General features: G+C 37.6%; 22 protein-coding genes and 2 pseudogenes. 11 read left to right on the top strand and 13 right to left on the bottom strand.

Annotation, left to right across the window (positions count from 1 at the left end; all coding sequences use genetic code 11):
• Both F908_RS01765 and F908_RS01760 read right to left on the bottom strand, forming a co-directional pair.
• Nucleotides 1-426, bottom strand: a pseudogene (locus tag F908_RS01765) (IS4 family transposase); the annotation flags it as partial.
• Between the two features lie 341 nt (nucleotides 427-767).
• Nucleotides 768-1,280 (bottom strand): hypothetical protein, encoded by a 513-nt coding sequence (locus F908_RS01760; protein WP_005156556.1) that lies wholly within the window; start codon nucleotides 1,278-1,280, stop codon nucleotides 768-770.
• Here F908_RS01760 and F908_RS01755 point away from each other — a divergent pair.
• Nucleotides 1,278-2,480, top strand: a pseudogene (locus F908_RS01755) (hypothetical protein); the annotation flags it as partial. The gene F908_RS01760 and the pseudogene F908_RS01755 sit on opposite strands and share 3 nt — an antisense overlap.
• Nucleotides 2,481-2,483: 3 nt before the next feature.
• The gene (locus tag F908_RS01750) at nucleotides 2,484-2,834 is read left to right on the top strand and encodes a hypothetical protein (RefSeq protein ID WP_005156551.1); all 351 of its coding nucleotides are present in this window, start codon (nucleotides 2,484-2,486) and stop codon (nucleotides 2,832-2,834) included.
• A gap of 60 nt (nucleotides 2,835-2,894) precedes the next feature.
• On the opposite strand, the gene F908_RS15845 is transcribed toward F908_RS01750, so the two are convergent.
• From F908_RS15845 to F908_RS01730, 4 genes are all read right to left on the bottom strand, one after another.
• Nucleotides 2,895-4,403 carry a fused MFS/spermidine synthase gene (locus tag F908_RS15845; protein ID WP_005156548.1) on the bottom strand — a complete coding sequence of 503 codons (1,509 nt, stop codon included), beginning with the start codon at nucleotides 4,401-4,403 and terminating at the stop codon, nucleotides 2,895-2,897.
• A complete protein-coding gene (locus F908_RS15840; protein WP_005156545.1) occupies nucleotides 4,393-5,010 on the bottom strand; it encodes a fused MFS/spermidine synthase in 618 nt (205 codons plus the stop codon). Before F908_RS15840 ends, F908_RS15845 begins: the two co-directional genes overlap by 11 nt.
• Nucleotides 5,007-6,287: a phosphoethanolamine transferase gene (locus tag F908_RS01735; protein WP_416201900.1), complete on the bottom strand. Its 1,281-nt coding sequence runs from the start codon at nucleotides 6,285-6,287 to the stop codon at nucleotides 5,007-5,009. Before F908_RS01735 ends, F908_RS15840 begins: the two co-directional genes overlap by 4 nt.
• Nucleotides 6,288-6,800: 513 nt before the next feature.
• On the bottom strand, nucleotides 6,801-7,289 hold the full coding sequence (locus tag F908_RS01730; RefSeq protein ID WP_005156532.1) for a pilin: 489 nt from the start codon (nucleotides 7,287-7,289) through the stop codon (nucleotides 6,801-6,803).
• A gap of 1,028 nt (nucleotides 7,290-8,317) precedes the next feature.
• On the opposite strand from F908_RS01730, the gene F908_RS16380 reads away from it, so the two are divergent.
• Both F908_RS16380 and F908_RS15835 read left to right on the top strand, forming a co-directional pair.
• Complete coding sequence (locus F908_RS16380; protein ID WP_005156529.1) at nucleotides 8,318-8,707, top strand: pilin; 390 nt, start codon at nucleotides 8,318-8,320, stop codon at nucleotides 8,705-8,707.
• 147 nt (nucleotides 8,708-8,854) lie between these two features.
• Nucleotides 8,855-10,225: a hypothetical protein gene (locus tag F908_RS15835; RefSeq protein ID WP_005156526.1), complete on the top strand. Its 1,371-nt coding sequence runs from the start codon at nucleotides 8,855-8,857 to the stop codon at nucleotides 10,223-10,225.
• On the opposite strand, the gene F908_RS01715 is transcribed toward F908_RS15835, so the two are convergent.
• Nucleotides 10,216-11,184, bottom strand: a complete 969-nt coding sequence (locus tag F908_RS01715) for an IS30 family transposase (RefSeq protein ID WP_228761473.1) — start codon at nucleotides 11,182-11,184, stop codon at nucleotides 10,216-10,218. The genes F908_RS15835 and F908_RS01715 overlap by 10 nt on opposite strands.
• Before the next feature lie 356 nt (nucleotides 11,185-11,540).
• On the opposite strand from F908_RS01715, the gene F908_RS01710 reads away from it, so the two are divergent.
• Nucleotides 11,541-13,175, top strand: a complete 1,635-nt coding sequence (locus F908_RS01710) for an O-antigen ligase family protein (RefSeq protein ID WP_005156523.1) — start codon at nucleotides 11,541-11,543, stop codon at nucleotides 13,173-13,175.
• Nucleotides 13,176-13,228: 53 nt separating this feature from the next.
• Here F908_RS01710 and bfr read toward each other — a convergent pair whose 3' ends face one another.
• From bfr to gmk, 6 genes are all read right to left on the bottom strand, one after another.
• Nucleotides 13,229-13,693: a heteropolymeric bacterioferritin subunit Bfr gene (gene bfr, locus F908_RS01705; RefSeq protein ID WP_005156520.1), complete on the bottom strand. Its 465-nt coding sequence runs from the start codon at nucleotides 13,691-13,693 to the stop codon at nucleotides 13,229-13,231.
• 265 nt (nucleotides 13,694-13,958) lie between these two features.
• A complete protein-coding gene (locus F908_RS01700; protein ID WP_004660183.1) occupies nucleotides 13,959-14,153 on the bottom strand; it encodes a bacterioferritin-associated ferredoxin in 195 nt (64 codons plus the stop codon).
• A gap of 172 nt (nucleotides 14,154-14,325) precedes the next feature.
• Complete coding sequence (locus tag F908_RS01695; RefSeq protein ID WP_004660185.1) at nucleotides 14,326-14,715, bottom strand: RidA family protein; 390 nt, start codon at nucleotides 14,713-14,715, stop codon at nucleotides 14,326-14,328.
• 172 nt (nucleotides 14,716-14,887) lie between these two features.
• Nucleotides 14,888-16,996, bottom strand: coding sequence for a RelA/SpoT family protein (locus tag F908_RS01690; protein WP_005156515.1), 2,109 nt, complete (start codon nucleotides 16,994-16,996; stop codon nucleotides 14,888-14,890).
• A 208-nt stretch (nucleotides 16,997-17,204) separates the two neighbouring features.
• The gene (rpoZ, locus tag F908_RS01685) at nucleotides 17,205-17,483 is read right to left on the bottom strand and encodes a DNA-directed RNA polymerase subunit omega (RefSeq protein WP_004660187.1); all 279 of its coding nucleotides are present in this window, start codon (nucleotides 17,481-17,483) and stop codon (nucleotides 17,205-17,207) included.
• Between the two features lie 86 nt (nucleotides 17,484-17,569).
• The gene (gmk, locus tag F908_RS01680) at nucleotides 17,570-18,193 is read right to left on the bottom strand and encodes a guanylate kinase (protein WP_005156512.1); all 624 of its coding nucleotides are present in this window, start codon (nucleotides 18,191-18,193) and stop codon (nucleotides 17,570-17,572) included.
• Between the two features lie 102 nt (nucleotides 18,194-18,295).
• Between gmk and ispH the strand changes: the two genes are divergently transcribed.
• The 6 genes from ispH to F908_RS01650 all read left to right on the top strand — a co-directional run bounded on the left by ispH (nucleotide 18,296) and on the right by F908_RS01650 (nucleotide 26,466).
• Nucleotides 18,296-19,246 (top strand): 4-hydroxy-3-methylbut-2-enyl diphosphate reductase, encoded by a 951-nt coding sequence (ispH, locus tag F908_RS01675; RefSeq protein ID WP_005156511.1) that lies wholly within the window; start codon nucleotides 18,296-18,298, stop codon nucleotides 19,244-19,246.
• Nucleotides 19,247-19,386: 140 nt separating this feature from the next.
• Nucleotides 19,387-19,920, top strand: coding sequence for a pilus assembly FimT family protein (locus tag F908_RS01670; protein WP_005156510.1), 534 nt, complete (start codon nucleotides 19,387-19,389; stop codon nucleotides 19,918-19,920).
• Nucleotides 19,920-20,456: a type IV pilus modification protein PilV gene (gene pilV / locus F908_RS01665; protein ID WP_005156508.1), complete on the top strand. Its 537-nt coding sequence runs from the start codon at nucleotides 19,920-19,922 to the stop codon at nucleotides 20,454-20,456. Before F908_RS01670 ends, pilV begins: the two co-directional genes overlap by 1 nt.
• A complete protein-coding gene (locus F908_RS01660; protein ID WP_005156506.1) occupies nucleotides 20,456-21,457 on the top strand; it encodes a PilW family protein in 1,002 nt (333 codons plus the stop codon). The genes pilV and F908_RS01660 overlap by 1 nt, the downstream gene beginning before the upstream one ends.
• Nucleotides 21,457-22,293 (top strand): PilX N-terminal domain-containing pilus assembly protein, encoded by an 837-nt coding sequence (locus F908_RS01655; RefSeq protein ID WP_005156505.1) that lies wholly within the window; start codon nucleotides 21,457-21,459, stop codon nucleotides 22,291-22,293. Before F908_RS01660 ends, F908_RS01655 begins: the two co-directional genes overlap by 1 nt.
• Before the next feature lie 15 nt (nucleotides 22,294-22,308).
• Nucleotides 22,309-26,466: a vWA domain-containing protein gene (locus F908_RS01650; protein WP_005156504.1), complete on the top strand. Its 4,158-nt coding sequence runs from the start codon at nucleotides 22,309-22,311 to the stop codon at nucleotides 26,464-26,466.
• Nucleotides 26,467-26,468 lie beyond the last annotated feature (2 nt).

Raw genomic sequence — 26,468 nt, 5'->3', positions numbered from 1 at the left:
AAAGCGTTGAATCAAAGCAATACGCTCTTTTGTATCTGAATTTCCACGTTTATTGAGCAATGTCCAAACAATAGGTATCGCTATTCCACGATAGACGATGGCTAACATCAAGATATTGATATCTCGTTTTCCCCATTTCCAGTTGGTTCTATCCAAAGTTAATTGGACTTTATCGAATGAAAATATATTGAAAATTAACTGAGAAATTTGACGATAATCGAAGTACTGATCTGCAAAGAAGCGTTGTATACGTCGATAAAATGATTGTGGTAAGCACTTGATGGGTAAGGCTTTAGATGCAGAAGAAAGATTACATGTCTGTTTTACAATTAATGCAAGCATAATCAGTGTAAAACATTTTACACGTGACTTGTTCCACTTTAGATATTTGTTTAAGATGAGATGTAACTCATTGAAATGTGTCATCATATTCGTCGTCAGAAAACAAGTATTATGCCATTATTTCAATGAGTTGTCTTTTTTTGTCGTGTACAAAGCAATATCATACAAATTACTAGATAAAACGATCACCTATTCCTGTTCGTAGCATACCAGTTATTCTTACTTGTTAGACGACCAGAAATAGTCACATAAGCTAATTTTGCCGACACCTGATGATTCATACTTACACCACGCCCTGCTGCTTCCAAGGCAAGTTTTTGATGAACAATGATGGAACACGAACAATAAATCGACCACTATATTAACCAAGGGGGGCAGTTTTTAAATGCCGTTAGGGGGGCATTTTTACACTGCCGCTAACACAGCTATCTTCCTAATTTTTTAAAATAGGTTTCACATTTTGAAGCGGGGCCAAAATTATATTTTAAAGCGGTATTGGCTCTAGCTGTTGCATATTCAATACCTTGAATTTCACGCTGCTGAGCAAAAACTTGAATCGCAGGATGTAACTGTTCTGAGCAACTGGCATCGTTGGTAAAGTATTTTAAAGTCTTGGTATTGGAAAAATATATTGCAGCAAACAATTGCCCATCTTTAAACACAATCGCGGATGAAGCATCTAAAGTGCTTCCAGACCGACCTTCATAATACAGCGCTTCATCTGTTTTCAGTAAATATAGCGCTGAGTAATTGTCAAAATTAGATTGAAATTTTAGATAATCATGCTTTAACAATGTTTGAAGTTCTGTTTGGATTTTTGGATTCAAAACAATTTGAGGAATTGATGAAATATCTGAATATTGAATGAAGTCTAGTTCTTGAGCATGAGTAAAAACGGAGATTGAAAAAAGTAGAAAAAGATAATAGTGATTCTTCATATCAAATTTACTCGCTACATGACGTTAATTCAAGGCATGGCCAAGTTGTGGATTCATCTGTTTACAGGTATGCGCGATAATGAAGTAAATCAGTTGTCTTATGACTGTTACCAAACGGTTCAGAGCAATGAGCATCTTGTGCATGTACTGATGGGTTATACTTCCAAGTTGCATGGTGGCGGTAATAAATCCACCTATTGGATCACGTTTGAAGATATTCAAATTGGGGTACGTGCAGCTCAAAGTATCGGTGAAATTTATGCCCTGCTCAATCTACATTATGATCTGTCAAATCCTGCCGAATATCCACTTTTTCCAACGCTATATTCGCAAAAGCATCGAAATAAAAATAATCAAAATATTAAAAACGAAACGGATTTCGTGTCACATTTTTCAGGTGCTCCAACCCGAACACAAGCCAATTTTAACCAGTATCTAGGCCGTATTTCCGTATCACTGGGTGATGGACTGAGAATCATTGAAAGTGATTTAGCCGAGCTAGAAGCTTTCGATGCTTTCCGCAACTGGCGGGACGAGAAAGACTGTCAAATGGGTAAGTATTGGAATATCTGTACCCATCAATTTCGGCGTTCTTTAGCGGTATATGGTGCGCGTTCAGGTGTGATCGGTTTGGGGGCTTTGTCAGTTCAATATAAGCATTTAACTGAAGCTATGACGTTATATTATCGGGAGAACTCAGTATTTGCTCCCAATATTTTAGCCAACGATAGCCAAAAAGAGTTTATTCAAGAGTTGCAATATCAGCGTTTAGTAGACTCCTATGTACAGTTTGAGGAAGGTGTGATTCATAGTTCCAGTCGTTTGTTGGGTGGTGCTGGAACCTATTTGCAGCTGCAAAAAGACCGTGAGCAATTGTTGACGGTTTTTCCTAACCGCAATGCAGCTATTAAGCGCATGAAAAAAGGGGAAATTGCTTACAAAGCTAGTCTTTTTGGTGCTTGTACCAACCCTGATGCTTGCGAAAAAATTTCCTTTACTGCGATAACCAGCTGTTTAAGTTGTGCTCATGCAGTTTTTGATGCTGGCAGTGCTGAGAAAATGCAAAAAGCGGTTCAGCGATTACAACGAGTGCGAGACACACAAGCACAGGGCAGTTTGCTCTACGGGCAGATGGACAGCGATATTCTAGCGCTGAATAAAATGATTCAAAAAATTCAAATTTTGAATATTGAGGCTTAAAACATGAGTGCATTGAATGAATATGATGCTGCTTTAGAGCGTTTAAAGGCCAATAAGCCAACAATTCTTCCAAAAGGTTCTGCCATTAATAATGATACGGTAGCACTGGAAGCAGGACGTAAACGAGGTTCGATTAAGAAGAGCCGTCATGCTGCACTGGTGCAGGCAATTGAGCTGGCTGCACAGCAAGCGGGGCAAAATGTGCTTTCGCCAACACAGCAAATTGAGCAAGCTAAAAGTAAGACTAAGGCGGTGAAAAGTGATTATGAGCAGTTACAGGAAGATTATGAAATATTACTGGAAAAGTGTACTTCTTTGTTGATGGAAAATTTTGAATTGAGGCGGAAAATATAACTGCCCTAAGTTTAAAAACCCTAAACATTCATATGATTAGGGTTAATTTTTCCAGTATAATTATAGTCCCTTTCCATATTTATATTCAGTAATCATATTATCATCAGTAATAAGCTCTGGTTGATGGCTAGAAAACTCTGAAAAATCAATTCTGTCATAAGGAACAAGGGGTGTTTTTAAAAGAATATCACTTGCTAGAGAACATTCTTGTCGGTTTTTGAAAACAGGTATTTGATTATAATATCTAACCAATTTACATAAGTTCTTTTGAATATCATCATGATTTTCTAATACTATTGGTTGCATAGAAGTTAGTACCATAAACTTATATTTATATACATAAGGAAAAACTTTTGATGCAGTATAATAGGCATCAGCTGATTGAGTAGTATTATAGAATAAGATACTATCTGGTTTCATATGTGGTTTTAAAATATTCAAAAAATTTTGACTTAAAAGATTTGATGCATAGGCACGCCAATACCATGTTGTATTCATAAGAATAATATCAAATTTTTCATCTGTTTTTCTTTTAATCCATTTTCTACCATCATCAAAAATAATTTCAATGCGTTTATCTTTTAAAATATCAGATACAATTGGATCAGTTTTAATCAGTTCAATATATGCTGGATTAATTTCAATCACAGTGATTTTTTCGATATTAGGCATCATGCTTAAGACTTTTACCCAAGATCCTGTACTTAAGCCAATGACTAAGATATCTTTGGCTTCAGGTTTAAGAACAGGTAGCAAATAAGCACGATCAATACCGTTTGAATTATGGAATATATCAGTGTTTAATTTTCCATCATATACATTTGCACCAAAAACAATTTGATCCTTTTCTTCTTGATATATTTGAATAAAACCATGCTTATTTTCTATAATCCTTGTAGGATATACGTTATCCTGATAACTATTCTTTGATAATTCATAGAAAATTTTTTCAGGAACAAACAGTAGTGATAATGAAATAGCAGAGAAGACACTTATAATTATTTTAATTTTATTCTGATTAAAGCATAGTATGGAAATAGTAAGTGTCAATATACATACTAAAATATATACTTGTTGTGTGTTTAAATAATCAAGTGCAACAAAACTAATTAATAATGGTGCAATAGAACTGCCAAAAACATTTGAAAAGTAAACATTTGAAATTTGGGAACCTGTTTTTATCTGTTGAGTACCAATATGATGAATTAGTGGGAATGCAATACCACGAATCGCTGCACAAATAAACACACAAAATCCTGCTATTATAATAAATACAGAATTTTTAGCTGCAAAAAAAGAAAGTGTGATTAAAAATATATCTATTATTGATGCAGTTAAAAATATATATCCAATAGACTCTAATTTTATGGTTTTAGAATTTTTACATAATTTTTTACCAATATTTGCTCCTATTGCAATACCTATTAAAAATAGTGCCAATGTATATGAAAATGCTTGTGGGACAGACATACCTGCAAATGAAATAATGCGCATCCATATAATTTCTAATGAAAGACTTAAAAATCCACTGAAAAAAGATACAATATATACTAGATGATTATTTTTCATATCTCTTCATTCCATAAGTAGAATATATACCTATTGCAATTATTAAGTTTAAAGTAGCAGCAATATAAATCGTTTGTGATAAAGTAAAATAATTGAAAAAAACAAAACCTGTTGTTAATGCCCCAAAAGCAGCTCCAAGTGTATTGAGAAAATACAATCTACCTATAGAATCACCAATGTTCTGAATATGCTGATTAAAGAAATTCGTTAGTAATGGTAAAGTTGTTCCCATTAGAAATGTAGGAAATAGAAGTAATATGAAGCTTCCTAGAGCAGTAATTAATAAATTGGAATGTATAAGAATATCTTGTACAAAAAATATAAATTTATGACTAAAAAAACCAAAACAACCAATACCTAATTCGATGAGGCAGAATATTAAGATAATATTTTGAGGATATTTGTCTGCGATTCTACCGCCAAAAAATGCACCAACACCTAAGCCTGCCATAAAGGCAGAAACAATCACTGTAATTGATGTTAAATCGACTCCAAATCCTGTGAAGAGTAAACGTTGCCAACAAACTTGATAAATTAAAGCACTCAAACCTGAAATAAAAAATATTCCAGCAAGATTGGAGAGCATTTTTTGCTGTGGCTGATTCATTGTATTTCCTTACATACGCCTTGAGGCTGTGTTTTATCAAAATCTATGCCACCTTCAACAAGTCGAGGATAGTTTTTGAAATCTTTTAATATACTTTTGTCCAGTGAATCATTGGGTATCTTCAAATTTGCAGCATCTATTAATGTTGGAAAAATTGAAGTTTGGTTAATTTTACGTTGTTTGTTTTGCTCTAGCCAATTGATCTTCGTGGGATTTCTTTGTTGATATAAATCTGAATACCATGCAAATGATGCGATTTCATAATTGTAAATCGTTGTATTACCATGACCACTTTTATTACATTCATTATCAAATAAATCCTCGCCATGATCAGATGCAAAAAAAACAAATGATTCTGTATCTTTTTGCATTTTTAAAATTTCAATTAATTCATTTAAAACATAATCTGTATATAAAATTGAATTATCGTAACTATTTAATAATTCAGTTTTATATCTTTTATCTTGCATGCTGTAGTTTTTAATATTATTTAATGATGGTCTAAAAATATCAAAATTATTAGTATAACGATGACTATAATTATAGTGACTCCCTAAAGTATGAATCACAATAAATTTTTTATCTCCAGCAGATTGTATCGCTTTTTTTAATTCAGGGAATATAATTTCATCAGTATCCCCCCTATTAGAATAACTGGTTTTATTTAAAAACAGCATATAATCTGCTTCTTTTGCATATACTGAAGTACTGGTATCGAATGCACCAAATTTTTGTTGTGTAGAGATCCAATAGGTGGAGAATCCAGTTTCCTTAAATGCTGATATAATCGACCTCTCTGGAAAATCATAACGATAAACTTGCTGTGCTGGTTTTCGTGTAATCATCATTGGAATGGAACTACGAGTTGTTGTCGAAATAGAGAGCATATTATCAAAATTAACTAAATTCTTTTGTTGATTTAATAATGGATTAGTTTCTCTTTCATATCCATTTAATGACCAGTTATGTTTACGACTAGTTTCACCAATGATTAAAATATACACTTCTTTTGTACGAATATTTTGTGCATGTTGTATAGTATTAAATTTGAAATCTTTATTTTTACTAAATGCCTGCTTAACTTTATTTTGTTCAACATATAATTCATTAAAGGAAATTATTAGCCCTATAGGATAGGTTTTTTTTAATTCTTGTAAAAAGTTATTTTCTTCTTGGACTAAAAAATCATTCTGTTTTGTGAAATTATTATTAATAGTATTACTAATTTTTTGTTGGCTGATATAAGAGACTATAAAGTAAAATATAAAGACACTCAAAACCCAATATCTACTACGATGTATCCAAATTGCAGGGTATTTATAGCATTTGTAGCAAAAGTAAATACAAAGTATATTCCAAATTAATATATATATTACATATTTATATATTTTCTCTCCTAGAAAACTCAATATTTCTTGAAAATTTGTTTCTAAAACTATACTTAATATTTGTTCATTAATTGAGGTTTGATAAATTGAGATATAATATAAGTAAAATGGAATTATCCATAAAAAAGGTAAAAATAAAAAACTATATTTAGTTGTTTTAAAAAATGCAAATAGTAAAAATAGACAACAAATACTCAGAAGCAAAATAGTAATATCTTGTGAAAACCACCACAGATATATGTTTGGTAAAAGAAGTAAAAGAAAAGGCATGAGTAAAAAATACGTCTTGAGATAAATTGCTTATAAATTTTATCTAAATTTGTTTAATAAAAATAGAAATATGGATCAATGGGATCCATATTTCGGTAATTTCAATTATTTAAAGACAGTATCTTATAGATTTTAGGCAGAAGCTTGGCAACCAGCTGGACGGTATTTTGCTTCTGTAGTTGTGAAACAGCGCCACGTACCATCTACAGCACGAGTCCATGTTAATGTATTGGCATTTGCCTTTTTCACATCTGCTGCAGCAGAATTACCGAACGTAGCAACAATTGTTGCAGCACCAGTTGCCCCGTTAATAGTTACTTGCGGTACACCTGTACCAACAGCAACAGGCGTCGAACCATCTTGTTTTGCACCAGTTAAAAGGTTAGAACCCGTTGCGTCTAATTGGCATTGGGTTGCAGCAGGACCAAGAGTTGTTTTACCATTTAACAAACAGTTATCTACAGCTGTTTTGATTGCTCCTGCTTCACCCATTACACGTGCAACTTGTGAACGAGCAATATAGTTTTGATATTGAGGAATCGCAATCGCAGCAAGAATACCAATAATAGCGACTACAATCATGAGCTCGATGAGCGTAAAGCCCTTCTGCATTGTATTCATAACATTCTCCACAAATGTTTTGTTTGATTTAGTTATAAGCTTTGTAAGCTATTTTAATATTAGCACTAAACGTGCCAATGTATATTATCTAATTATTTCTTATGAAATCAATAGATTGTTTAATGGATTACCATAGCTGAAAAACTTAGGTAGTAGTTTTATGTAAAAAAGTGACGTTAATTGTCAGCTTTGTGTGTTTTGTGAGAGTGTATGGGGCAATCGTTTTGGGTTAAGACAGACTTAATATTTGATCGCTTAAAAGAAACGGTAGCATCGGCCTGAAGAGGTTATGGTATGAGCAGCCCCTAGCATGCTTTAAAAAAGTAGCATCCCGCTTATTTTGTGCCGTGGTAGTTTTATCAAGGATATATAAGAATTTAACTCAATTAAGATCCAAAGTCGGTTATGGAAATCAAAAAACTGCAACAAGTCAGATTCATTACTGATGTGCTATGTGATGTATGCAAACAATCAACAACATTAAAGTTTGCAACTTTTTCGGCACATTGGGGTTATGGCTCTACACAGGCTTTGTTGCATAAATATTTTGCAAGATACTGATTTTTAAGATTTTTCCTAAAATTTTAATAAAAATAAATATAATAAAATCATAGTGTTAGCTATTTGTGCAACAAAGCCCTCTACACATGATGGAGATAGATATGAGTTGCAGTTATGTGAGAAATGTTTTTCTTATGCACTGGCGACATTAAAAAAAGAGCGAAGAGATGCGTTTATGTTTGATGAAAATTTTGATCCTTCAAGCCTAAATGCGTTTGGGTTGAAGTGAATCTATCATTCATTGGAATGGGTTCTAATAATCAAAAATGTAACGTTTTAATATCCTCAGCATTGCCATGAAATGTTTTTTTGACAATCTCTCTCATTACTCTCAATTAAATCCTTTTTTTGATATGGACAAACTTAAAAAATTTGTCCATTGAAAAGTATGTCCATATGGACAAAATGGATATTTAAGTAAGTTAATATAATTCAATGGCTTGATGTGTGTCCATATAAAGTGACTTATGGAATGTATCACATTAATGATCGTTGTAGCGATCATTGGTATTTTGGCTGCATTCGCAATTCCTGCTTATCAAGATTATATCGCACGTTCACAAGCAACTGAAGGCGTTGCTATGGCGAGTGGTAAGAAAACTGACGTAACTGATAACTTGCAAAACGGTAACTGCGGTGGTGGTACCTATAGTGGTAAGTATGTACAGACTATGGTAATTAGTACTGGTAATGCACCATGTACTTTCCAAATTACTTATAGAACTACTGGTACTTCTAATTTAATTAGTGGTAAAAAATTACTATTAAGCATGGGTGCAAATGGTTCACTTGTGCGTGTAGTGGATGCAACTAATACCACTCTTAGCGATAAATATGTACCTAAAGCAAACCAATAATATAATATTGTTAATAATATAATATTAAATAAAAGAGGCTTAATCAGCCTCTTTTATTTCTTTATAGGGAAATATCAATTGGAATATCGTCGTTTTTTACCTTTTACGTGTTTAATTTTTATTATATTTCTGACATTTATAGTATATATGCCAGGCTTAAAAGGCGGTTTTCTTTTCGATGATTATTATAATTTAGCTGAAATGAGCCGCTATGGTGACCCTCACGATTGGGATGCTACGAAAAAATTTATTACGGAAGGTGGTTCAGGACCGACAGGTCGACCTATTGCTTTAGCTAGTTTCTTGTTACATATAAACAGTTGGACAGAAGAAATGGGGTGGTTGGGAAATGCTCAACCATTTAAGCAAGTCAATTTATTTATTCATTTACTCTGTGGTCTACTATTGTTTTTTGTAACACGCTTGTTGTTACGTAGTTATGGTTATGCAGAACAAAAAATTACATGGATTGCTTTATTAGCAACAAGTTTTTGGCTATTACATCCCCTATTTGTTTCAACTACTCTTTATGTCATTCAACGAATGGCACAATTACCACTATTATTTAGTTTGATTGCAATGATTGGCTATTTAAAAGGTCGTGCATTAATTGTGCATAAACCTTTGAAAGCTTATTTTATTATGACCATATCTATTGGTTTAGGTACAATATTGGCAACCTTCAGTAAAGAAAATGGTGCATTATTACCTTTATTGATTTTAGTTATTGAATTTTGTAACCCTCAGCGAGATGGAAAACCAATTTTGCTATGGAGGGTTATTTGCCTGTGGCTGCCATCTTTACTAATTGCTGCCTTACTTATTCATTATATTGATTTTTCAGAAAATCCTTGGTCAAACCGTACATTCAATCAAATTGAGCGTTTATGGAGTGAGGGGCGAATTTTAACCGATTATTTAAGGTGGTTGTGGATTCCTCGTATTGAAGGTACGGGACTATTGCAAGATGGTTTTCTTGTTTCTAAAGGTTGGTTAAGTCCTGCTTCTACATTATATTCTGCTTTATTCTTATTATCTTTATTGATTATTGGTTTCGTTGTTCGTAAGAGATATCCTTTAATTGCACTTGCAATTCTATTTTTCTTTGCAGCTCATTTAATAGAATCTACGGTGATAGGCTTAGAACTATATTTTGAACATAGGAATTATGTAGCTGCTATATTTATGTTTTTACCTCTAGCTGCTGGTTTGAGTAGTTTATCTGAGAAAGTAAAACCAAGTATTGTTATTCTGATTAGTGTTTTGATATTAAGTGTTTTATCATTTATGACATGGCAGCGTACTATGTTGTGGGCAGATAATGATAAATTACAAATGTATTGGGCACAGAATAATCCTAATTCAGAGCGTGGATTGGTTTTCATGGCAAATTATTGGGCTAGCCATGGAAAAAATGAAAGAGCAAATCAGCTATTAGTTGAAGCATCGCAAAAACATCCTAAAAGTGGTTTGATTGCATTTCAATTACTATTGCAAAAAGGGCGAATTCAAACATGAGGTGCGACAGTTTCAAAAGCCTTATGATAATCAACAAGCTGAGCAAACTTCTCTAATGGTGTAAGCCAATCTAACGCTTTTCTAGGACGAGTATTCAGTGACATGGCAACTTGATTTAAATAATGCTGATCTGCCTGATTTAAATCAATTCCTTTAGGTAAATATTGCCTAATTAAACCATTCATATTTTCGCATGTGCCTTTTTGCCATGGTGAATGTGGGTCACAGAAATATACATCTATGCCTAAATCTTCTTCGAGTATTTTATGTTCTGACATCTCACGTCCACGGTCATAGGTCAACGTTTTACGCAGTTCTGCAGGTAAATATTTCAGAGCTTCAGTTAAAGCCTTGCGCACTGATTCTGCCTTTGCATCAGGTAATGTTGCCAAGATACAGAGCCGTGTATTTCGTTCAATAAGTGTTGCTATCGAACTTTTATTGTCTTTACCTTTAATTAAATCAGCTTCCCAATGACCCGGTATTTTTCTTTCTTGAACTTCGGCTGGGCGCTCATGAATAGTTTTAATATCCTGTAATATAGAATCTTTTTTAGGTTCACCGTTAGCTTTTCGCTTTTTATTTTCATGACGCAGACAGGATAATAAGTCTTTTTTCAACTCACCCTTTGGTAATGCTCGTATAGTTGAGTAAATCGTTGTATGGCTTACATTCATTGTTTGATCCAAATCAGGAAATGTCTTTAAACGCTTCGATATTTGCTGAGGAGACCATAAACAACGGATCGCTTCAACAATAAATCTCCAGAGAATTGAGTCGATTTTGAGTTTTCTGTGACCACGTCTACGTCTAGCGAAGGTGTTATCAGAAGCATATCGAGCTTGATAAACGTCATTGATGCTATTTCTTTTAAGTTCACGATAGATCGTACTAGGATGTCTTTTAATAAGTTCAGCAAATTTTCTGGGTGAAAAGCCTTCTTTTCTTGACTCAAGCATTAATGCAGTACGATCTTCAAAGTTAAGATGATGGTATGACAATTTTATATACTCCATAAACCCTTTAAATTAATTAGGTGGTTTATGTCGCACTTCAAGTTTTACTCTGCCAACTTTAAGATGGTGTAAAATCACAAGTAAAACGGCTATTGCCCTTAATATATCAATGTGACTCAGGTAGCTTTTATTCATAAAAATTATATATTTATCTTTGTTTATCATAAGGTATTGATAAATATATCCTATTTTTTTTGTTCTGTCATTTTAAATTAAAATTCAAATTGAATACATGTGAAATTAGCATCAATGTTAGACTCATTATATAATCTCTAGATAGCTTTTTCTTTGAGCAAAATATGTTTTTTCTGAGCCTAATTTTGTCAGCTGCCTTATTTAGTTTTGCTTGGCTATCTCCATTTCATACCTATCCCTGGGTGACATTTTCCAGTGAGTTGGCAACTTTCGCTGCTGCGCTAACGCTATTTACGCTTTTTCTCAATCGAAATATTCAGATACCCAAACTACAACTTTATATATTGCCAGTTGCATTTGTTCCCTTATTGCAATGGAGTGGTGGTCTAGTCTCTGATTTTAGTGTTGCCTTATTGAGTACAGCATATTTATTTGGATTTTGGGTCATGGTGGTGATGGGATATAACCTATCGTTACAACCAAACGCTCGTGAACAGTTGATGAAACAGGTTTGTTGGCTGTTACTTATTATTGCGAGTGTGACTAGCCTGATGGCGATGGTGCAATGGCTGGGGTTTGAATCAAGTGTATATGGCATTATGCAGCTCAAAGGCAACCGCCCATATGCAAATTTTGGTCAACCCAATAATTTAGCTACATTTTTGATTATAGGTTTAATGGGTGCATTGTTCTTATATGAAAAGCATAAGGCATCTTTGTGGCTACTTATTCCATCAAGCTTATCTATCTTATTTGCGATTTGCTTAACGCAGTCACGGACTTCCTTGCTAGTCTGTATTTTTATTTGTATCTATTGGGTGATTAAGCAATATAAGAATAAACCAAGGCTTAATTTTATTAAATTATTTGGTTGGGCTGCTACTTATTTTCTAATTGCGGGCTATTTATTGCCTATTATTGCACAAGTCATGACGACAAGTGTTGGAGAGGCGGTAACCCATACAGCATCACTAGCACAACGGGCAGGTTCAGGGCATGAGCGTCTTGGGATGTGGATGCAAATTATACATGCCATAGGTGAGCGTCCGTGGTTTGGTTATGGCTGGAATCAAACAAGTGTCGCGGTTGTGGAAAGTATTCATTTTAATACCGTACAAGTTTGGTTTAATAGCGCGCATAATATCGTGTTAGATTTGTTGGTTTGGAATGGTTTGCCATTAGGCTTTTTAATTATTGCGTACTTTGCGATTTGGTTATTTTGGTTAAGTAAAAATGCAAAAGATACAATTTCGATTGTGGCAATATTGATGGTCAGTGCAATTTTGATGCATGCAATGTTGGAGTTTCCGCAGCGTTATGCTTACTTTTTATTACCAATGGGTTTTTTGTTGGGGTTAATTCAAGCTCAAACGCCAAATTTAAACGGTGTTAGCTTACATCGAAATATTATTCGTTGTGTATGGCTCGTTTCTCTGATTGTCTTACTGTTGATTTGGCGAGATTACAAACTGTTCCAAGAGAATAGTAAATTGGTTTTTAAGCAAAAACCAGTTTCAGAAGAGATATTGGGCAGTTCTAAAATATTGATACTTACTCAATTTCAGCAAAGATTAGATTGGATTGCTTTAAAGCCTCAGACATTGATGTCTGATTCAGATCTTAGCGTAATTGGCGAAATGGTTGAAAATAAGGCCACACCTTATAATTTAAAAAAATATGCACAATTACTTGTTTATAATCATAAGCTTGATGAAGCGGAGCAACAATTATTTGTTTTACAACAATTGTATAAGCAAAAAATAAGCTTGGCAGAAATTATGGAATTAAATAATAAATAAACTTGTAAAATTCATCTACTTTATCTTTTAAGGGATAAAGTAGATGACATGCTTTAAATTTGGCTTTGGATATAGTTTTCTATGCCAACATTTTCAACTAAATCAAGTTGTGTATCGAGCCAATCCCAATACTCTTCTTCTTTCTCTAAAATTTCCTGAACTAAATCACGTGTAACGTAGTCTTGTTGTGCTTCAGCAAGTTCAACAGCTTGTTTAATCGCTTCAATGTTTTCTTTTACTTTACGAATGTCGCAATTGAGGACTTCGATGGTATGTTGCCCAATATACAATTTACCTAGATGCTGTAAATTAGGTAGGCCTTCTAAGAATAAGATTCGTTCAATGACCTTATCCGCATGCTTCATTTGACGAATTGATTCTTTATATTCAGCGGAGCCAAGTTTTTCAATTCCCCAGTCATTAAACATACGAGAGTGTAAAAAATATTGGTTAATTGCAGTTAAATGGTGATAAAGCACCTGATTCAGTTGATTAATCACGTCTCGATTGCCTTTCATTGCACTTACTCCATAACACCATGATGCCCTAGTTTTTAAGGCAATTTATATGATTTTAATCAACAAATAATAATCTGACGAGTAAATTATAGAACGGCAAATGAAAATCACAATCAAAATACGAAAAGCATTTTGGATTGGTACTAAAGTGAATCACTGAAATAAAAAAACCGCTTATCTGAGGAATGGCTAAAGTTCGACAAGAAGCGGTGTAGTCGTAAACAGATGGTTAAATGAGGTTGTTGAGATATTGGATTAATTTAGATTATGCAGCAACTGAAATACGAGCAGCTATTTCTGCGAGCTCATCACTAATAATAGAACGGGCTTCGGGTGCACAACGACCACAGCAAGTGCCTAAGTCGAGTAAATCACGAATTTCACGATAACTTTCAGCGCCGTTTGCAACAGCGTCTTTGATATCTTGATCTGTGATTCCACGGCATAAACAGACATACATGGGAGTGATCCACAAATATTAATGCGATAATTGATATTATTGATAATTGTTATCGTTTGTCAATGAATTTCATTCTTAGAGTGAATATATTCTTATTGAGAATTTGAATAAAAAAATACCACCTGATCGGTAGTATTCTTTCTTTATTTTATCTATTTGATAAATATCGCATTTAATTCTGTGTTGGAATAATAACAATACCATCCATTTCGACTAGTGCACCTTTAGGTAGGCTTGCGACACCCAATGCTGCACGAGCTGGATAGGGCTGGGCAAAATATTCGCCCATAATTTGATTCACCAATTGGAAGTGAGAAAGATCTGTAAGGAAGATATTCAATTTAGCGATATCTGCTAAGCTGCCACCTGCGGCTGCACATACTGCTTTTAGATTGTCGAATACACGACGAATCTGAGCCTCAATACCTTCTACAAGTTCCATACTGTATGGGTCTAAGCCAATTTGACCTGAAAGATAGAGCGTATTGCCAACAAGAATTGCTTGAGAATATGTTCCGATAGCAGCAGGGGCGTGTTCAGTATGAATAACTTGACGTGACATTAAGCTCTCCTATGTCATTGTTTCTATCTTAAACAATGTGACTTTAACACAAAAGTTTGGCTCCGAAACGGTCGAATACTGTTTAGTCGCAATTGTTTGCAAATGATTCATTAGCTTTAAGAATAAGGAATCTTTTAATTTTAGGTCTGGGTGAACATCGTCTATTAAACGATTAACTGACTTTTGCAACCTCTGGTTGGGCGATTGGCATATTTAAGCGTTCAATCCGTGGGAAGCCAAAATGCATGCGTAAATCACGAATAATTTGGGCAATTTGATTTCGATTGCTCACGACTATATTCACATAGGTTTTCTGATCTTGTGAATAGACCATTTCTACGCCTGTTTTGGCCTTTCGGCATTGATAAATCAGGTCAGAAATTTGTTCGTCACTCATCGTCATATGAATACATAAGAAAGCACTAAAGCGAACATCATCAATTTCTTCTGATTGCCAGTGTAAAGGCATAATGTTTTCAGGATGGAGGTGCTGTTCATGCAGTAAATTACGGCAGCGTGAACGGTGTACGATTAAACCACGTCGAGATAAATGTCCCTGAATTGGATCGCCAAGCACAGGATTGCAACAGTGTGCATATTTTACATCAACACCCTCAGTTCCTAAAATCAAGCGATCAGAAGTTTCATGATGCTGAGAATGGTAATCTTGAGCAAATAAATGATTTGCAACCAATTGAGGTAATAAATCCCCAACTGCGATTTGTTCAAATAGCGTATCTTTATTAGCTAAATGTCGCCACTCAAGCACACTAATCCAGTCTTCTGCTGAAAGGTCATCTATAGAGCGATGAAATAGTTTTAAAGCGCGATTAAGTGCTTGTTGACCGACAAGACGTTGCTCATCAATGTCTTGTTCTCTTAACAAATTCTGTAATGCACGGCGTGCTTTTTGAGTATTAATAAAACTGAGCCAATCTGGATTCGGTGTTGCTAATACGTCTGTGATAATTTCAACTACTTGTCCGCTATGCAATGGGGTTGAAAGAGGACGAATTTCACCATCCACTTTTGAGCCAACGGCATGATTGCCTAAAAACAGGCTGGCTGAGTAGGCGAAGTCGACGACAGTCGCGCCTTGAGGAAGTTCATGTAATTGGCCGTGTGGCGTATAGACCCAAATTTTTTCCTGATGTAAATAATCAAGTAAGTCACTAAAAGTGGTTTTTGCACAATCACTGTCTATGAGCGTATTTAGGTTCTGCATCGAAGCTTGAATGGCTGAACGGCAGGCCTGAGGTGCATTTTCCCCCAGTACCACGCCAAAGCGGGCTGCTTTACGCATCAGTTCAGTCTGGATGGTCAATGAAAGGGTGGTTTTTTCACCTTTTAGCTTAATCATTAATGATTGATTACCACCCGGTAATGGGCGGCGAATATAATCGTTATATTGTAAAACTTGGAAATTATCTTTGAGTGCTTCAACGAGACGATCACAGTCTGCAATGGTATTTAAAATAATTTCAAAGGCATGGCTATGACTGAGTTCATTTAGGTCAATCTCATTTTTTACAAAATGGCGTAACAGCTCAATATTGTTGTTTTTCTTTTTAATACGACCCTTGAGGTCATGGGTTTTTAATAGGTCAGTCAGTTTCTGTTCCCATACCGCCTGATATTCACAGCGTTTAGGTTTGGTTTCTAACAATGCGGTTTGCACATCATTAAACATATCCAAATCAAGATTTTGATAACATAAGTGTTCTAGGTTGTCGGCCATTTCATTCATACCGACTAAACGTGCCATGGGTACGAAAATATCAAAGGTTTCTTGCGCGATACGCGCGCGCTTATCAGGACGTAATGCGCCTAAAGTCGTCATATTATGATAGCGATCTGCGAGCTTAATAATAATGACACGTGGATCTTGTAAGGTGGCTTGTAGAATTTTGCGGAATGATGCCGCCTTATTATATTCCTTATCACTAGAGTGGCTGAGTTTGGTCACACCATCAACAAGTTCGGCAACAACAGATCCAAATTTTTCACCAATCTCATCTTTGCTAAATTCGGTATCTTCAATGACATCGTGTAATAAAGCTGCCATAAGCGTCTCGGCATCTAAACGCATATGCGCCAGAATGCAACTCACAGCAATAGGATGAAGAACATAGGGTTCACCGCTTTTTCGCGTAATACCACTATGTGCTAAATCAGCAAAATCACAGGCAGCAAGTACACTCTGAATATCACTATCTTTAAGATAGGCTTCAATAATGACCTTGAGTTGTTGCTTGGCTTGGCTGACCTCTTCGCCTGGCATAAAACACCTTTTATAACATGAATTCAGGAATAAATAAGACTAGCTTCTAATGAAAAGCATATTGTGAAACTTGTCAATTTGTTCATTAGAAAAACTCGTAAATTTTTTCAATGAAATATATTGTTTTTACCAATATAGCACTGAAATTTTCAACAAACAAAAAAGCCCAGTGTATTCACAATGGGCTTTTAGACAAAGCAAATCAAATTTAGAAAGAGAAGCCTTCTAAATTTAATGAGTTTGTAGACAACACCATATCAAGATTTGAAGTCTGATAATCTTGATCGCGTTGTTTTAAAATTTCTTTAGTGACATGACCTGCCGCAATTTCGCGTAATGAAACGACTGTTGGTTTATCATTATCCCATTCTACAGTTGGTTCCATACCTTGACGTGCCAATTGACGTGCACGTTTACTCGCCACCAGTACCAACTCGAAGCGGTTATCTACATGGTCTAAACAATCTTCAACGGTTACACGTGCCATAAGTTGTCTCGTCTGAACATCACAATTTAAAAGACTGAGTAGTATAAAAGGCTTTTATGCAAGACTCAAGCCATTCCCGATTAAAGTCAGTCGCGATTAAGCGTAATCAAGTTTGCGATGAGTTGTTGGTGGCGGGCGCTTTGCTGTGTGGTGACCAAGCGGTTGGCTGTGATGATCGCCTCCAAATCATGAACGGCCTTGTTAAAATCGTCATTGATAATCACGTAATCAAAATTGGCAAAATGACGCATATCCTCCACTGCACAGCTTAGACGATGTTCAATCACATCCACTGAGTCTGTACCACGGTTGGAAAGACGTTGTCTTAAATCGTACTGGGTTGGAGGGAGGATAAAAATTTGTTTTGATTCAGGAAAAAGCCGACGTACCTGTTCAGCACCCTGCCAGTCAATTTCGAGTAACACATCATGACCTTGTTGTAATTGTTCTTTGACTTTGGCTTGAGATGTACCGTAGTAATTACCAAATACTTCTGCATACTCAATAAAACCACCTTGTTCTACTTGAGCTAAAAAAGTTTCAGTATCAGTGAAATGATAGTGAACACCATCAAGTTCACCAGGGCGTTGACCACGTGTAGTATGAGAGACAGAAACGTGTAAATTGCTGACTCGATCGAGTAGGGCTTTAACGAGAGATGTTTTGCCTGTTCCTGATGCCGCAGAAACGACAAACAATAGACCCGACATGATATTTTTCCTGATATGATAAAATATCTTGGCTATTGTAGTGTAGCGTGCCATTAAACGAAATAGTTTGGCATAAATATTCAGGTGATAAGAGAGGATGTTATGGAAATTGTATTGGCCAATCCGCGAGGTTTCTGTGCTGGTGTTGACCGTGCGATAGCAATCGTCAATCGCGCACTAGAATGTTTTAATCCGCCAATTTATGTCCGTCATGAGGTGGTTCATAATAAGTTTGTAGTTGATGACTTACGTCAGCGTGGTGCAGTGTTTGTTGATGAATTAGATCAAGTACCAGATGGCTCGATTGTGATTTTTAGTGCTCATGGTGTTTCAAAAGCGGTACAACAAGAAGCAGATCATCGAGGTCTAAAAGTATTTGACGCAACTTGTCCTTTAGTGACTAAAGTACATATTGAGGTCACGAAATATGCTAGAGAAGGAACGGAAGCAATCCTAATTGGGCATGAGGGGCATCCTGAAGTTGAAGGCACAATGGGGCAATATGATAAATCTGGTGGTGGAAAGATTTATTTGGTTGAAGATGAAGAAGATGTTGAGGCTTTGGTAGTTGAGCATCCTCATAAAGTTGCATTTGTCACTCAAACAACGCTTTCGATTGATGATACGGCTAAGGTCATCGATGCCTTAAGAACTAAATTTCCTAAGATCCAAGGGCCACGTAAGGATGACATCTGTTATGCAACACAGAATCGTCAGGATGCGGTGCGTGACCTTGCGGAGCAATGTGACGTTGTATTGGTGGTGGGTTCGCCAAATTCATCCAATTCAAACCGTTTGCGTGAACTGGCTGAACGTATGGGGAAACGCGCCTATTTGGTGGATAATGCAGACGAGTTGGAGCAAGCATGGTTTCAACCGAATACAAAAATTGGTGTGACGGCTGGTGCATCCGCGCCTGAAATTCTCATCAAGCAGGTCATTCAGCGTTTACAGGATTGGGGCGCAACTCCACCAAAAGAGTTGCAAGGGAGAGAAGAAAATATCACATTTAGTCTACCAAAAGAGTTGCGTATTCAGGTGATACAAGCCTAATTTTATTAAGAAAATGTGAACTTGAAACGGATGGATTGCACTCCATCCGTTTTTTTATGATTCTTATCTGCTTTGTATTGGTTCTGTAAGAGATAAGTTTATTATTAATATAAGTAAAAGTTTTTCTTGGGTGCGGAGCGATGGGGAAAAATCGAGGATTCACCTTAATAGAATTGATGGTGACGATTGCGATTATGGCGATTATTGCGTCAATGGCTGCGCCGTCTTTTAGGAGTTTAATTTCAGAACAAAAAATTAATAGTTCGGCACGTGAATTGGTGATGGCAATTAATCAGGCTAAATCGCAGGCGGCATTAATGAAAACAACAGTGGGTTTGTGTTTGAGCAAGACGCAGACAGATAATGATTTTACTAAAGATGAATGTGCAACGGCGACGATACCTGAATATACAGCAACTAATCCTGGGCCACCTGTGGTGCCTGTTTTGACTACAGCGCAGAAAGAGGAAGTTTTGAAAAGTAGAATTATTTCTGTGCAATTAGATGCAGGGGTAAGGGTTGAGTCTACAAGTGCAACATCAGTTTTATTTAGTGACATTGGAAGTATAAGCCCAAGCACGCCACAAACATTTAATTTTTGTAAATCAGGGAAGCAGAAAACTATTACGGTTACAAGACTAGGAATTATTAGTCAAGCTTCGGGGACGTGCTAATGAAATCTCATCAATCTCAACAAGGTGTGGGGCTAATAGAAGTGCTCGTTGCACTTTTGCTATTAGCTGTTGGTGTTTTGGGTTATAGCATCTTGCAAATTCGTGCTGTGGATGCCTCTAGTGAGGCCTTGTCGCGTTCGCAAGGGATGTTAATTGCACGCACGTTGGCTGAGAATATGCGGGCCAATCCAGCGGCGCAAACAAACTACCCAGCCGCAGTCCGTGGTTATACTAATATTACTGCTGCACCTACAGCACCCTCTCCATCATGTTCAAACAATTTATGTACACCAGCTCAAATGGCGCAGTTCGATGCATTTATGGCTGCTCGAGCTGCTTTTGATATTGGAATGAATATTACGATGACGAGTTGTCCGGGTGTTGGTTCGGCGCCGATTCAGCGGCAATGTATATATGCTGCTTGGGGAAATACGACTTTGAGTGCGACGAGTACAACAGCTGATGTAAGTAATTGCATGAATACATCGGGTGTTTATATTAATGGATCGAATTGTTTAATGATGGAGGCATATTAATGAAAACTCCATTTAAAAAGCATAAGGTTGGTTTTGGTTCGCAAGCGGGCTTTACGCTCATTGAATTAATGGTGGCTTTGGCACTGGGGTTGTTGATAACAGCTGCGGCAATACAACTCTTCTTAGGTGGTCTATTGACCTCAAAAATGCAACAAGCAAATGCGGAACTACAAAATAGTGGTGTGTTTGGTTTGGATTATGTTGCGAGAGATTTACGACTTACAAATTATATTAATACTGATTTTCCTAATTTAAATGAGCAAACCCCTTGGGGGGGGGTGGTGTTAACTGCACGAACTGCAACGGTAACGGATGCAAATATACCAATCCCAGCAGCGGCTCCATATATTTCCACTGGCTTATTAAGTCATAGTGTGGGAACGGGTGAGTCAGTAAGCTCAACGCAAAATGAATGGCAAGGGCTATCAAATGTAAATCTTGCAAGTGATCAGCTGACGATTCAATTTGTTGCACCAAACGCCATGGTGAATTGCGAGGGTGCAAATGTTCAAGCAGGTGATTATGTTATTCAGCGTTACTTTGTTCGGCGTGCAGTTGCGACAGCGACCACAGGAACGGACTATGGTTTGGCATGTGATGCGAACACACCTACTCCAACAGGTACTACACCAGTTGCGGAGCCGACAACAATTTCTGGTTTTGGTGGGGCAGGTGAGCTCATCATGCCTCGTGTAGATCAATTCGCTGTTCAGTTAGGTGTTAGAAATGCAGCGGGCAACATGGCTTACTATACGATTAATCAATATCGAACTGTTGCTGCGGCAGCTCGTACAGCATTGGCGGAGCCACCTCGTATTATTTCGGTGAAAACCGCAGTATTGGTGCGTTCGACAGATAATACACGGAATAATGATATTAATTTAACGGGAAATATTAATATTCTAAATCAAAGTGTTACGTTGACTGATACAACAAATAGGTTTGCACGACGCGTCTATAGTACAACTGTGACGTTTAGAAATGGTTTGGGGGAAAAGTAATGAAAAAAATGCATACACTCCAACGCCAACAACGCGGTGCTACGCTAATCGTAGTGTTAATTATGTTGCTCGTAATTACGATTGTCGGTGTCTTGGCGATTCGAGTTGCCATGACCACATTAAATATTGCAACGAACAGTCAAATTGGTCAGTTATTGATGCAGACGGGTGATACACCAACCAATATTTTATTAAATAGAACGACATATAAAGATTTAACTTCGGTGACTAATGTGATTGGCAAGGTCATTAGCGATCAAAAAGATCCTTTAAGTCATGGACGTGAGTATGTGTTTTGTTATCGCCCTACGGCTGCTTTAAATGTGAGTAGTGCTTTGGATATGACGGTATTGATTCCGCCTGCAGCAACAGATGGCGATAATACTAAGGCTAGTGTTGATACGACTGAAACTAACCGTAGTGGCTTTTGTGATTTGGAACAAGACTTTGGTAGCGCGCGCGAAGCCGTAGTCACTCAAGTGGCTATTAAGTATATTGTAGGGCCAAATACGGATGCCGCACCAGGTTCGGACTTAGACCGTGGTACAGATGCAAGCGGTGGTTCCAATGTTCAACAAGGTAAGGTGGATGGTCGGGTGCGTGTCACAGCGACTGCGATTTTACCGAATTATTCGAGTGCCGATTTGGCAGATGTGCAACGTGAGTGTATTGGTAATGGCAGTGCGGTGGGATATATCAATGACAACGCTGATGCAGGGTTGCGCACCAAAAAAACTATGGCAGATTGTTTGACGGAATATGGCATACCTGTAAATACGCAAATTCAAGAAATTGATTTGAAAACGCGTTTTGTTCAGGTTAGCGCACCAACATAATTGGGGAGAATTAAGATGAAAAACCAAAGGCTACAAAGTCCTAAAATAAATATTCACCAATATAAGTATGGTGTCTCATTTGCTTGGGCATTTACAGCTACGTTGCTTGTTGCTTCTTCAGTTGCGCAAGCAAGCGATCTGCAAATTTATGCGGTACCAACGGCAGGTAAAAAAACCATTGTCATGATGTTGGATACATCTGGTTCGATGGGGGGTACAGATACTGGGCAAACAGGGACACGTTTAGCTCGTTTAAAAGCGGGTATGAATGCTTTTTTAGATAGTAACGATGCTACTTTGTCGAATGTTAGTGTTGGTTTGGGGCATTACTCTTTGGGAGATAGGCGAGGGAAAATTTTAGTCCCTGCTGCACCATTGGGGGTTGTCGGCTCCGCACAACGTAGCACTTTAAGAACTGCGGTCGATGGGCTGACTGCAAGTGGTTATACTCCAACAGCACATGCTTATGCCGAAGCTGCGGCGTATTTAATGGGGACAACTACACGAAGTGAGGCGATAATAAAAAAAGATTTATATAAAAGAGTAACAACACAAGAGTTTGTGCGTTATGAATGTCAAGATAGTACACGACCTCATTTAAATCCAGACAATAATACTTGTTATCAGTACAATACGGGTTTTGGAGGAGGAAATCAAAGTGCCTCGGATGCTTATAGTTGTCCACCTGTGGGTGCCCCTGCATTCAGAAATATAGGCACGAGTTCTGGTACGAATAGGAAAAGATGCTATATAGATGGTCAAGTTAATGACAATAACCCATCGAGTAATTATCGTGCAGCAAATGTCTCTAAAGTTTGTACAAATAGTTCTTATCCGTATTTAAATGCATCGAACGATCTATGTTATCAATATCAGGGCTTTTCAGGAAATACAGCAACGCCTACGACAATCACGCAACCTATTGATACTTATTATCAATGTGTGAGTTGGCGAACTACAGATTTTCCTAATGGCGTTCAATATTGTGGGTCTGGAACTAATAGCCAACGTACCAGTACAAATGCAACTTACTGGACGAATTTAGGCTCGGTAGAGCCATCTGATTTTGCGGGCGACGGTACGGATACACAATCTGGTGTTATTTATTCTTATAGAAATGAAATTCAATTAGGTGCGAATGCCGATAGTGGTTTTGCTGATTCGGTTGCAAGTTCTAAGTCAGGTACAAACTATATTTCGCCATTGCCAGCTGCTGCGGATCGTGTAAGTTGCGATGGACAGGGTGTTTATATTTTGTCGGATGGTGAAGCAAATAGATCTTCTACCGCTCGTTCTACAGCTATTATGTCTGCTGCGCTTGGTAGCTCTGGTTCTGGCTTTAGTTGTCCTTCATCAGGGGGGCTAACTAATCTTGCGCCCGATGGGGAGTCTGCATGGCACTGTATGGGGGAGTTTGCTAAGAAACTATTTGATAGAACCACCAACCCTGCAGGAGTATCGATTCAAACCGCCTTTGTCGGTTTTGGTAATGACTTTAATGCTATGGCGCAGCCGCATGTACAACAAGCTTGTAAACTAAGCTCGCGTACCCAAGCGGACCGTAACGGTAATGACACTTGTTCACCTGGGCAGCCAACTACGCATGCTCTAGCCAGTCCTGGTTATGGTAATGGTGGCTTCTTTACTACCCAAAGTGCACAAGGAGTAACAGCCAGTGTTATTGCTTTTATTGACAACTTAGGTGCAGCACCACTTGCGCCATTAACTACTGGTGCTATTTCTGTACCTTCAGATGCCTTGAGCCCATCAGGTTTTCAGCCTTATGGTTATTTACGTGCTTTAGAGCCAGACCCACAAGGCGGTAAGTTGGTTTGGGCAGGTAACTTAAAACGCTATAAAGTATTGACCTCTGGTGCAAATGCTGGTGCATTTGGTGCAGCGGATGGCAGTACCCTAGTTTATAATACCGATGGTTCATTTAGAGCGGGTACCAAAGACCTGTGGAATAGTATCGCGGTGTATAACAATAGAAGTTATAACGACGGCGGTATTATTGGTTTAGGTGGTGCATATTCGCGCTTACCAATGCCAATTAGTGGTCAAACCGAAAATCTTACAGTTACACCTAAACAATATGAGTTTGCAGCAGCACCAGATGCACTGCGTAAACTCTATACAGATGTATCAGCAACTGGTGGTGCAACTTTAGCGGGTGCAGGCAATGGTGCAAGCTTGTTGCGTATACCTGAAGGTCCTTTGCCAGCCACAGGTGTTCCAGCTTATGTGTTGGGTAAGTTTGGTAACCAAACCACCTTACAAGACATGCCATTGTTGGCTAAGCAAAAATTGTTGAACTATTTGGGTTATAGCGTATCGTTAGATGCAACTGCAACGGCATTGCCAACTACACTTGCGCTTTCGCCAGCACCACATGTTGCAATGGGTGGTAGTATTCATTCTTTCCCAGTGCAGTTGACTTATTCGGGTACTTTAGATGCTTCGGGTAATTTAACCAGCACCCGTAGTCAATCTATTTTATATGGTACGATGGAAGGCGGCTTGCATATTGTCGACAGCGAAACTGGTAAAGAGCAAATGGTGTTTGTACCATCTGAATTGCTTCGTAATAGTGTTGCATCTAAAGCCTTAGTAAAAGGTGAGGCTGATATTAACGCACCTCAAGCAGGTTTAGATGGCGCATGGGTTGCCGACTCTTTATACACTGCACAAAAATCAAGTTCTCCAAGTACCGACAGTGTGGTTAAAGCACGAAAAATGAATGTATATGGTGGCTTGCGCATGGGTGGCGAAAGCTATTATGGTTTAGATGTGCTTGACCCAGATACACCTAAATTCTTGTTTAGAGTGGGTCGCGATCAATCAGACTTTAGCCGTATGGGACAGTCTTGGTCTAAACCTGTGCTTGCCAACATTCGTTATGGTGATGCGATTAAGCGTGTGATGATTGTGGGTGGTGGCTATGACCAATGTTATGAAAACCCACGTTTCAGTCTAGGTTCTACAGTTGCAAATACTGATTTTCCAGATACTACGTGTAATAACAAATCCGAAGCGCAAGGTAATGCAGTATATGTAATCGATGCTGATACAGGGGCGCGTTTGTGGTGGGCAAGTAGTACAGGAGCAAGCACAAATAACGCCAACATGACTCACAGTATTGTAAGTCGAATCAGTACGATTGATCGTGATAGTGATGGTTTGGTCGATCATCTGTACTTTGGTGATTTAGGCGGTCAAGTATTCCGTGCAGACCTTAATAACACTGCAGGTACTACAACGGCAAACTTTGGTAAACGTGTTGTGCGCTTAGCAAACTTAGCAACGACTACAGCTGGAGCTGCGTTGGCGGATGGTAAAAACCCACGTTTTTATGAAGCACCAACGGTAACCATTCATGACCAAGGTTCAACTACCTTCATGTTGATTGGTTTGGCATCGGGTAACCGTAGTACGCCATTAGATGTTACGCCTACAATAGGTCGTGATGGTATGTTGCCAACGAGCGCATTGAATGATCGTCTAGTCAATAATGTATATGGTGTGATTGATCGCGATTTCATTAAACGTGACTTGATTACGGGTACACCAACCTTATCGACTCAAAATGTGGATTTGCAAACCATGCAAATAAATCCACAGTTGTTGGCAGGAAATGTTCCAGATGTGTTTATTGGCGCATCTGCCACCAAAAATGGTTGGTATCGTTCACTATCTAGTAACAGTGCGGGTGTAGAGCGCACAACAAGTGGTTTTCGTGTTGCGGGTGGTATGAAAGCATTCGAGGAGCCGATTGCTTTAACTGGGAACTTGATTATTCCAGTTTATGACCCACAAGGTACAGGTATTGCGCCACAAAACCCATGTTTGCCACGTGTAGTCGGTGAAACCAACCGTCAACGTTATTGCCTACCATTTGGGGCATGTCTAACTACAACTGGTACAGTCAATACCACTGCAGAAGCGGACACTGGGTTCCAAACCAAAACTACAGGCTGTCCAGCTGGTGTGACCGAATGTAATGATAAAACACTAGGTAGCGGGATTGTAGGTATTACACCGGCACCAGTGGAAGAGTCAACAGCGGGATCATGTCCTGACTTTACCATTGCTGGTAACTCTGCTGGGTCTGGACGTTGGCAATGTATCCCTACCATTAATCCAACTCGATGGTACGAAAAATGGAAAAAATAATT

The organism is Acinetobacter sp. NIPH 284 (assembly GCF_000369425.1).
In the GTDB taxonomy this organism is placed as follows: domain Bacteria; phylum Pseudomonadota; class Gammaproteobacteria; order Pseudomonadales; family Moraxellaceae; genus Acinetobacter.
Note: the sequence above shows the minus strand (reverse complement) of the source record. Positions and strands in the feature narration are given on the sequence as shown.

Coding starts and splice junctions, on each gene's coding strand:
- F908_RS15840 (WP_005156545.1), bottom strand. CDS start 5,010: ATGAATCAGCCACAGCAAAAAATGCTCTCCAATCTTGCTGGAATATTT.
- F908_RS01655 (WP_005156505.1), top strand. CDS start 21,457: ATGAAAAAAATGCATACACTCCAACGCCAACAACGCGGTGCTACGCTA.
- rpoZ (WP_004660187.1), bottom strand. CDS start 17,483: ATGGCACGTGTAACCGTTGAAGATTGTTTAGACCATGTAGATAACCGC.
- F908_RS01710 (WP_005156523.1), top strand. CDS start 11,541: ATGTTTTTTCTGAGCCTAATTTTGTCAGCTGCCTTATTTAGTTTTGCT.
- ispH (WP_005156511.1), top strand. CDS start 18,296: ATGGAAATTGTATTGGCCAATCCGCGAGGTTTCTGTGCTGGTGTTGAC.
- F908_RS01690 (WP_005156515.1), bottom strand. CDS start 16,996: ATGCCAGGCGAAGAGGTCAGCCAAGCCAAGCAACAACTCAAGGTCATT.
- bfr (WP_005156520.1), bottom strand. CDS start 13,693: ATGAAAGGCAATCGAGACGTGATTAATCAACTGAATCAGGTGCTTTAT.
- F908_RS01660 (WP_005156506.1), top strand. CDS start 20,456: ATGAAAACTCCATTTAAAAAGCATAAGGTTGGTTTTGGTTCGCAAGCG.
- F908_RS01695 (WP_004660185.1), bottom strand. CDS start 14,715: ATGTCACGTCAAGTTATTCATACTGAACACGCCCCTGCTGCTATCGGA.
- F908_RS01730 (WP_005156532.1), bottom strand. CDS start 7,289: ATGAATACAATGCAGAAGGGCTTTACGCTCATCGAGCTCATGATTGTA.
- F908_RS01700 (WP_004660183.1), bottom strand. CDS start 14,153: ATGTATGTCTGTTTATGCCGTGGAATCACAGATCAAGATATCAAAGAC.
- F908_RS01750 (WP_005156551.1), top strand. CDS start 2,484: ATGAGTGCATTGAATGAATATGATGCTGCTTTAGAGCGTTTAAAGGCC.
- F908_RS15835 (WP_005156526.1), top strand. CDS start 8,855: ATGCCAGGCTTAAAAGGCGGTTTTCTTTTCGATGATTATTATAATTTA.
- F908_RS16380 (WP_005156529.1), top strand. CDS start 8,318: ATGGAATGTATCACATTAATGATCGTTGTAGCGATCATTGGTATTTTG.
- gmk (WP_005156512.1), bottom strand. CDS start 18,193: ATGTCGGGTCTATTGTTTGTCGTTTCTGCGGCATCAGGAACAGGCAAA.
- F908_RS15845 (WP_005156548.1), bottom strand. CDS start 4,403: ATGAAAAATAATCATCTAGTATATATTGTATCTTTTTTCAGTGGATTT.
- F908_RS01715 (WP_228761473.1), bottom strand. CDS start 11,184: ATGCTTGAGTCAAGAAAAGAAGGCTTTTCACCCAGAAAATTTGCTGAA.
- F908_RS01760 (WP_005156556.1), bottom strand. CDS start 1,280: ATGAAGAATCACTATTATCTTTTTCTACTTTTTTCAATCTCCGTTTTT.
- F908_RS01650 (WP_005156504.1), top strand. CDS start 22,309: ATGAAAAACCAAAGGCTACAAAGTCCTAAAATAAATATTCACCAATAT.
- pilV (WP_005156508.1), top strand. CDS start 19,920: ATGAAATCTCATCAATCTCAACAAGGTGTGGGGCTAATAGAAGTGCTC.
- F908_RS01670 (WP_005156510.1), top strand. CDS start 19,387: ATGGGGAAAAATCGAGGATTCACCTTAATAGAATTGATGGTGACGATT.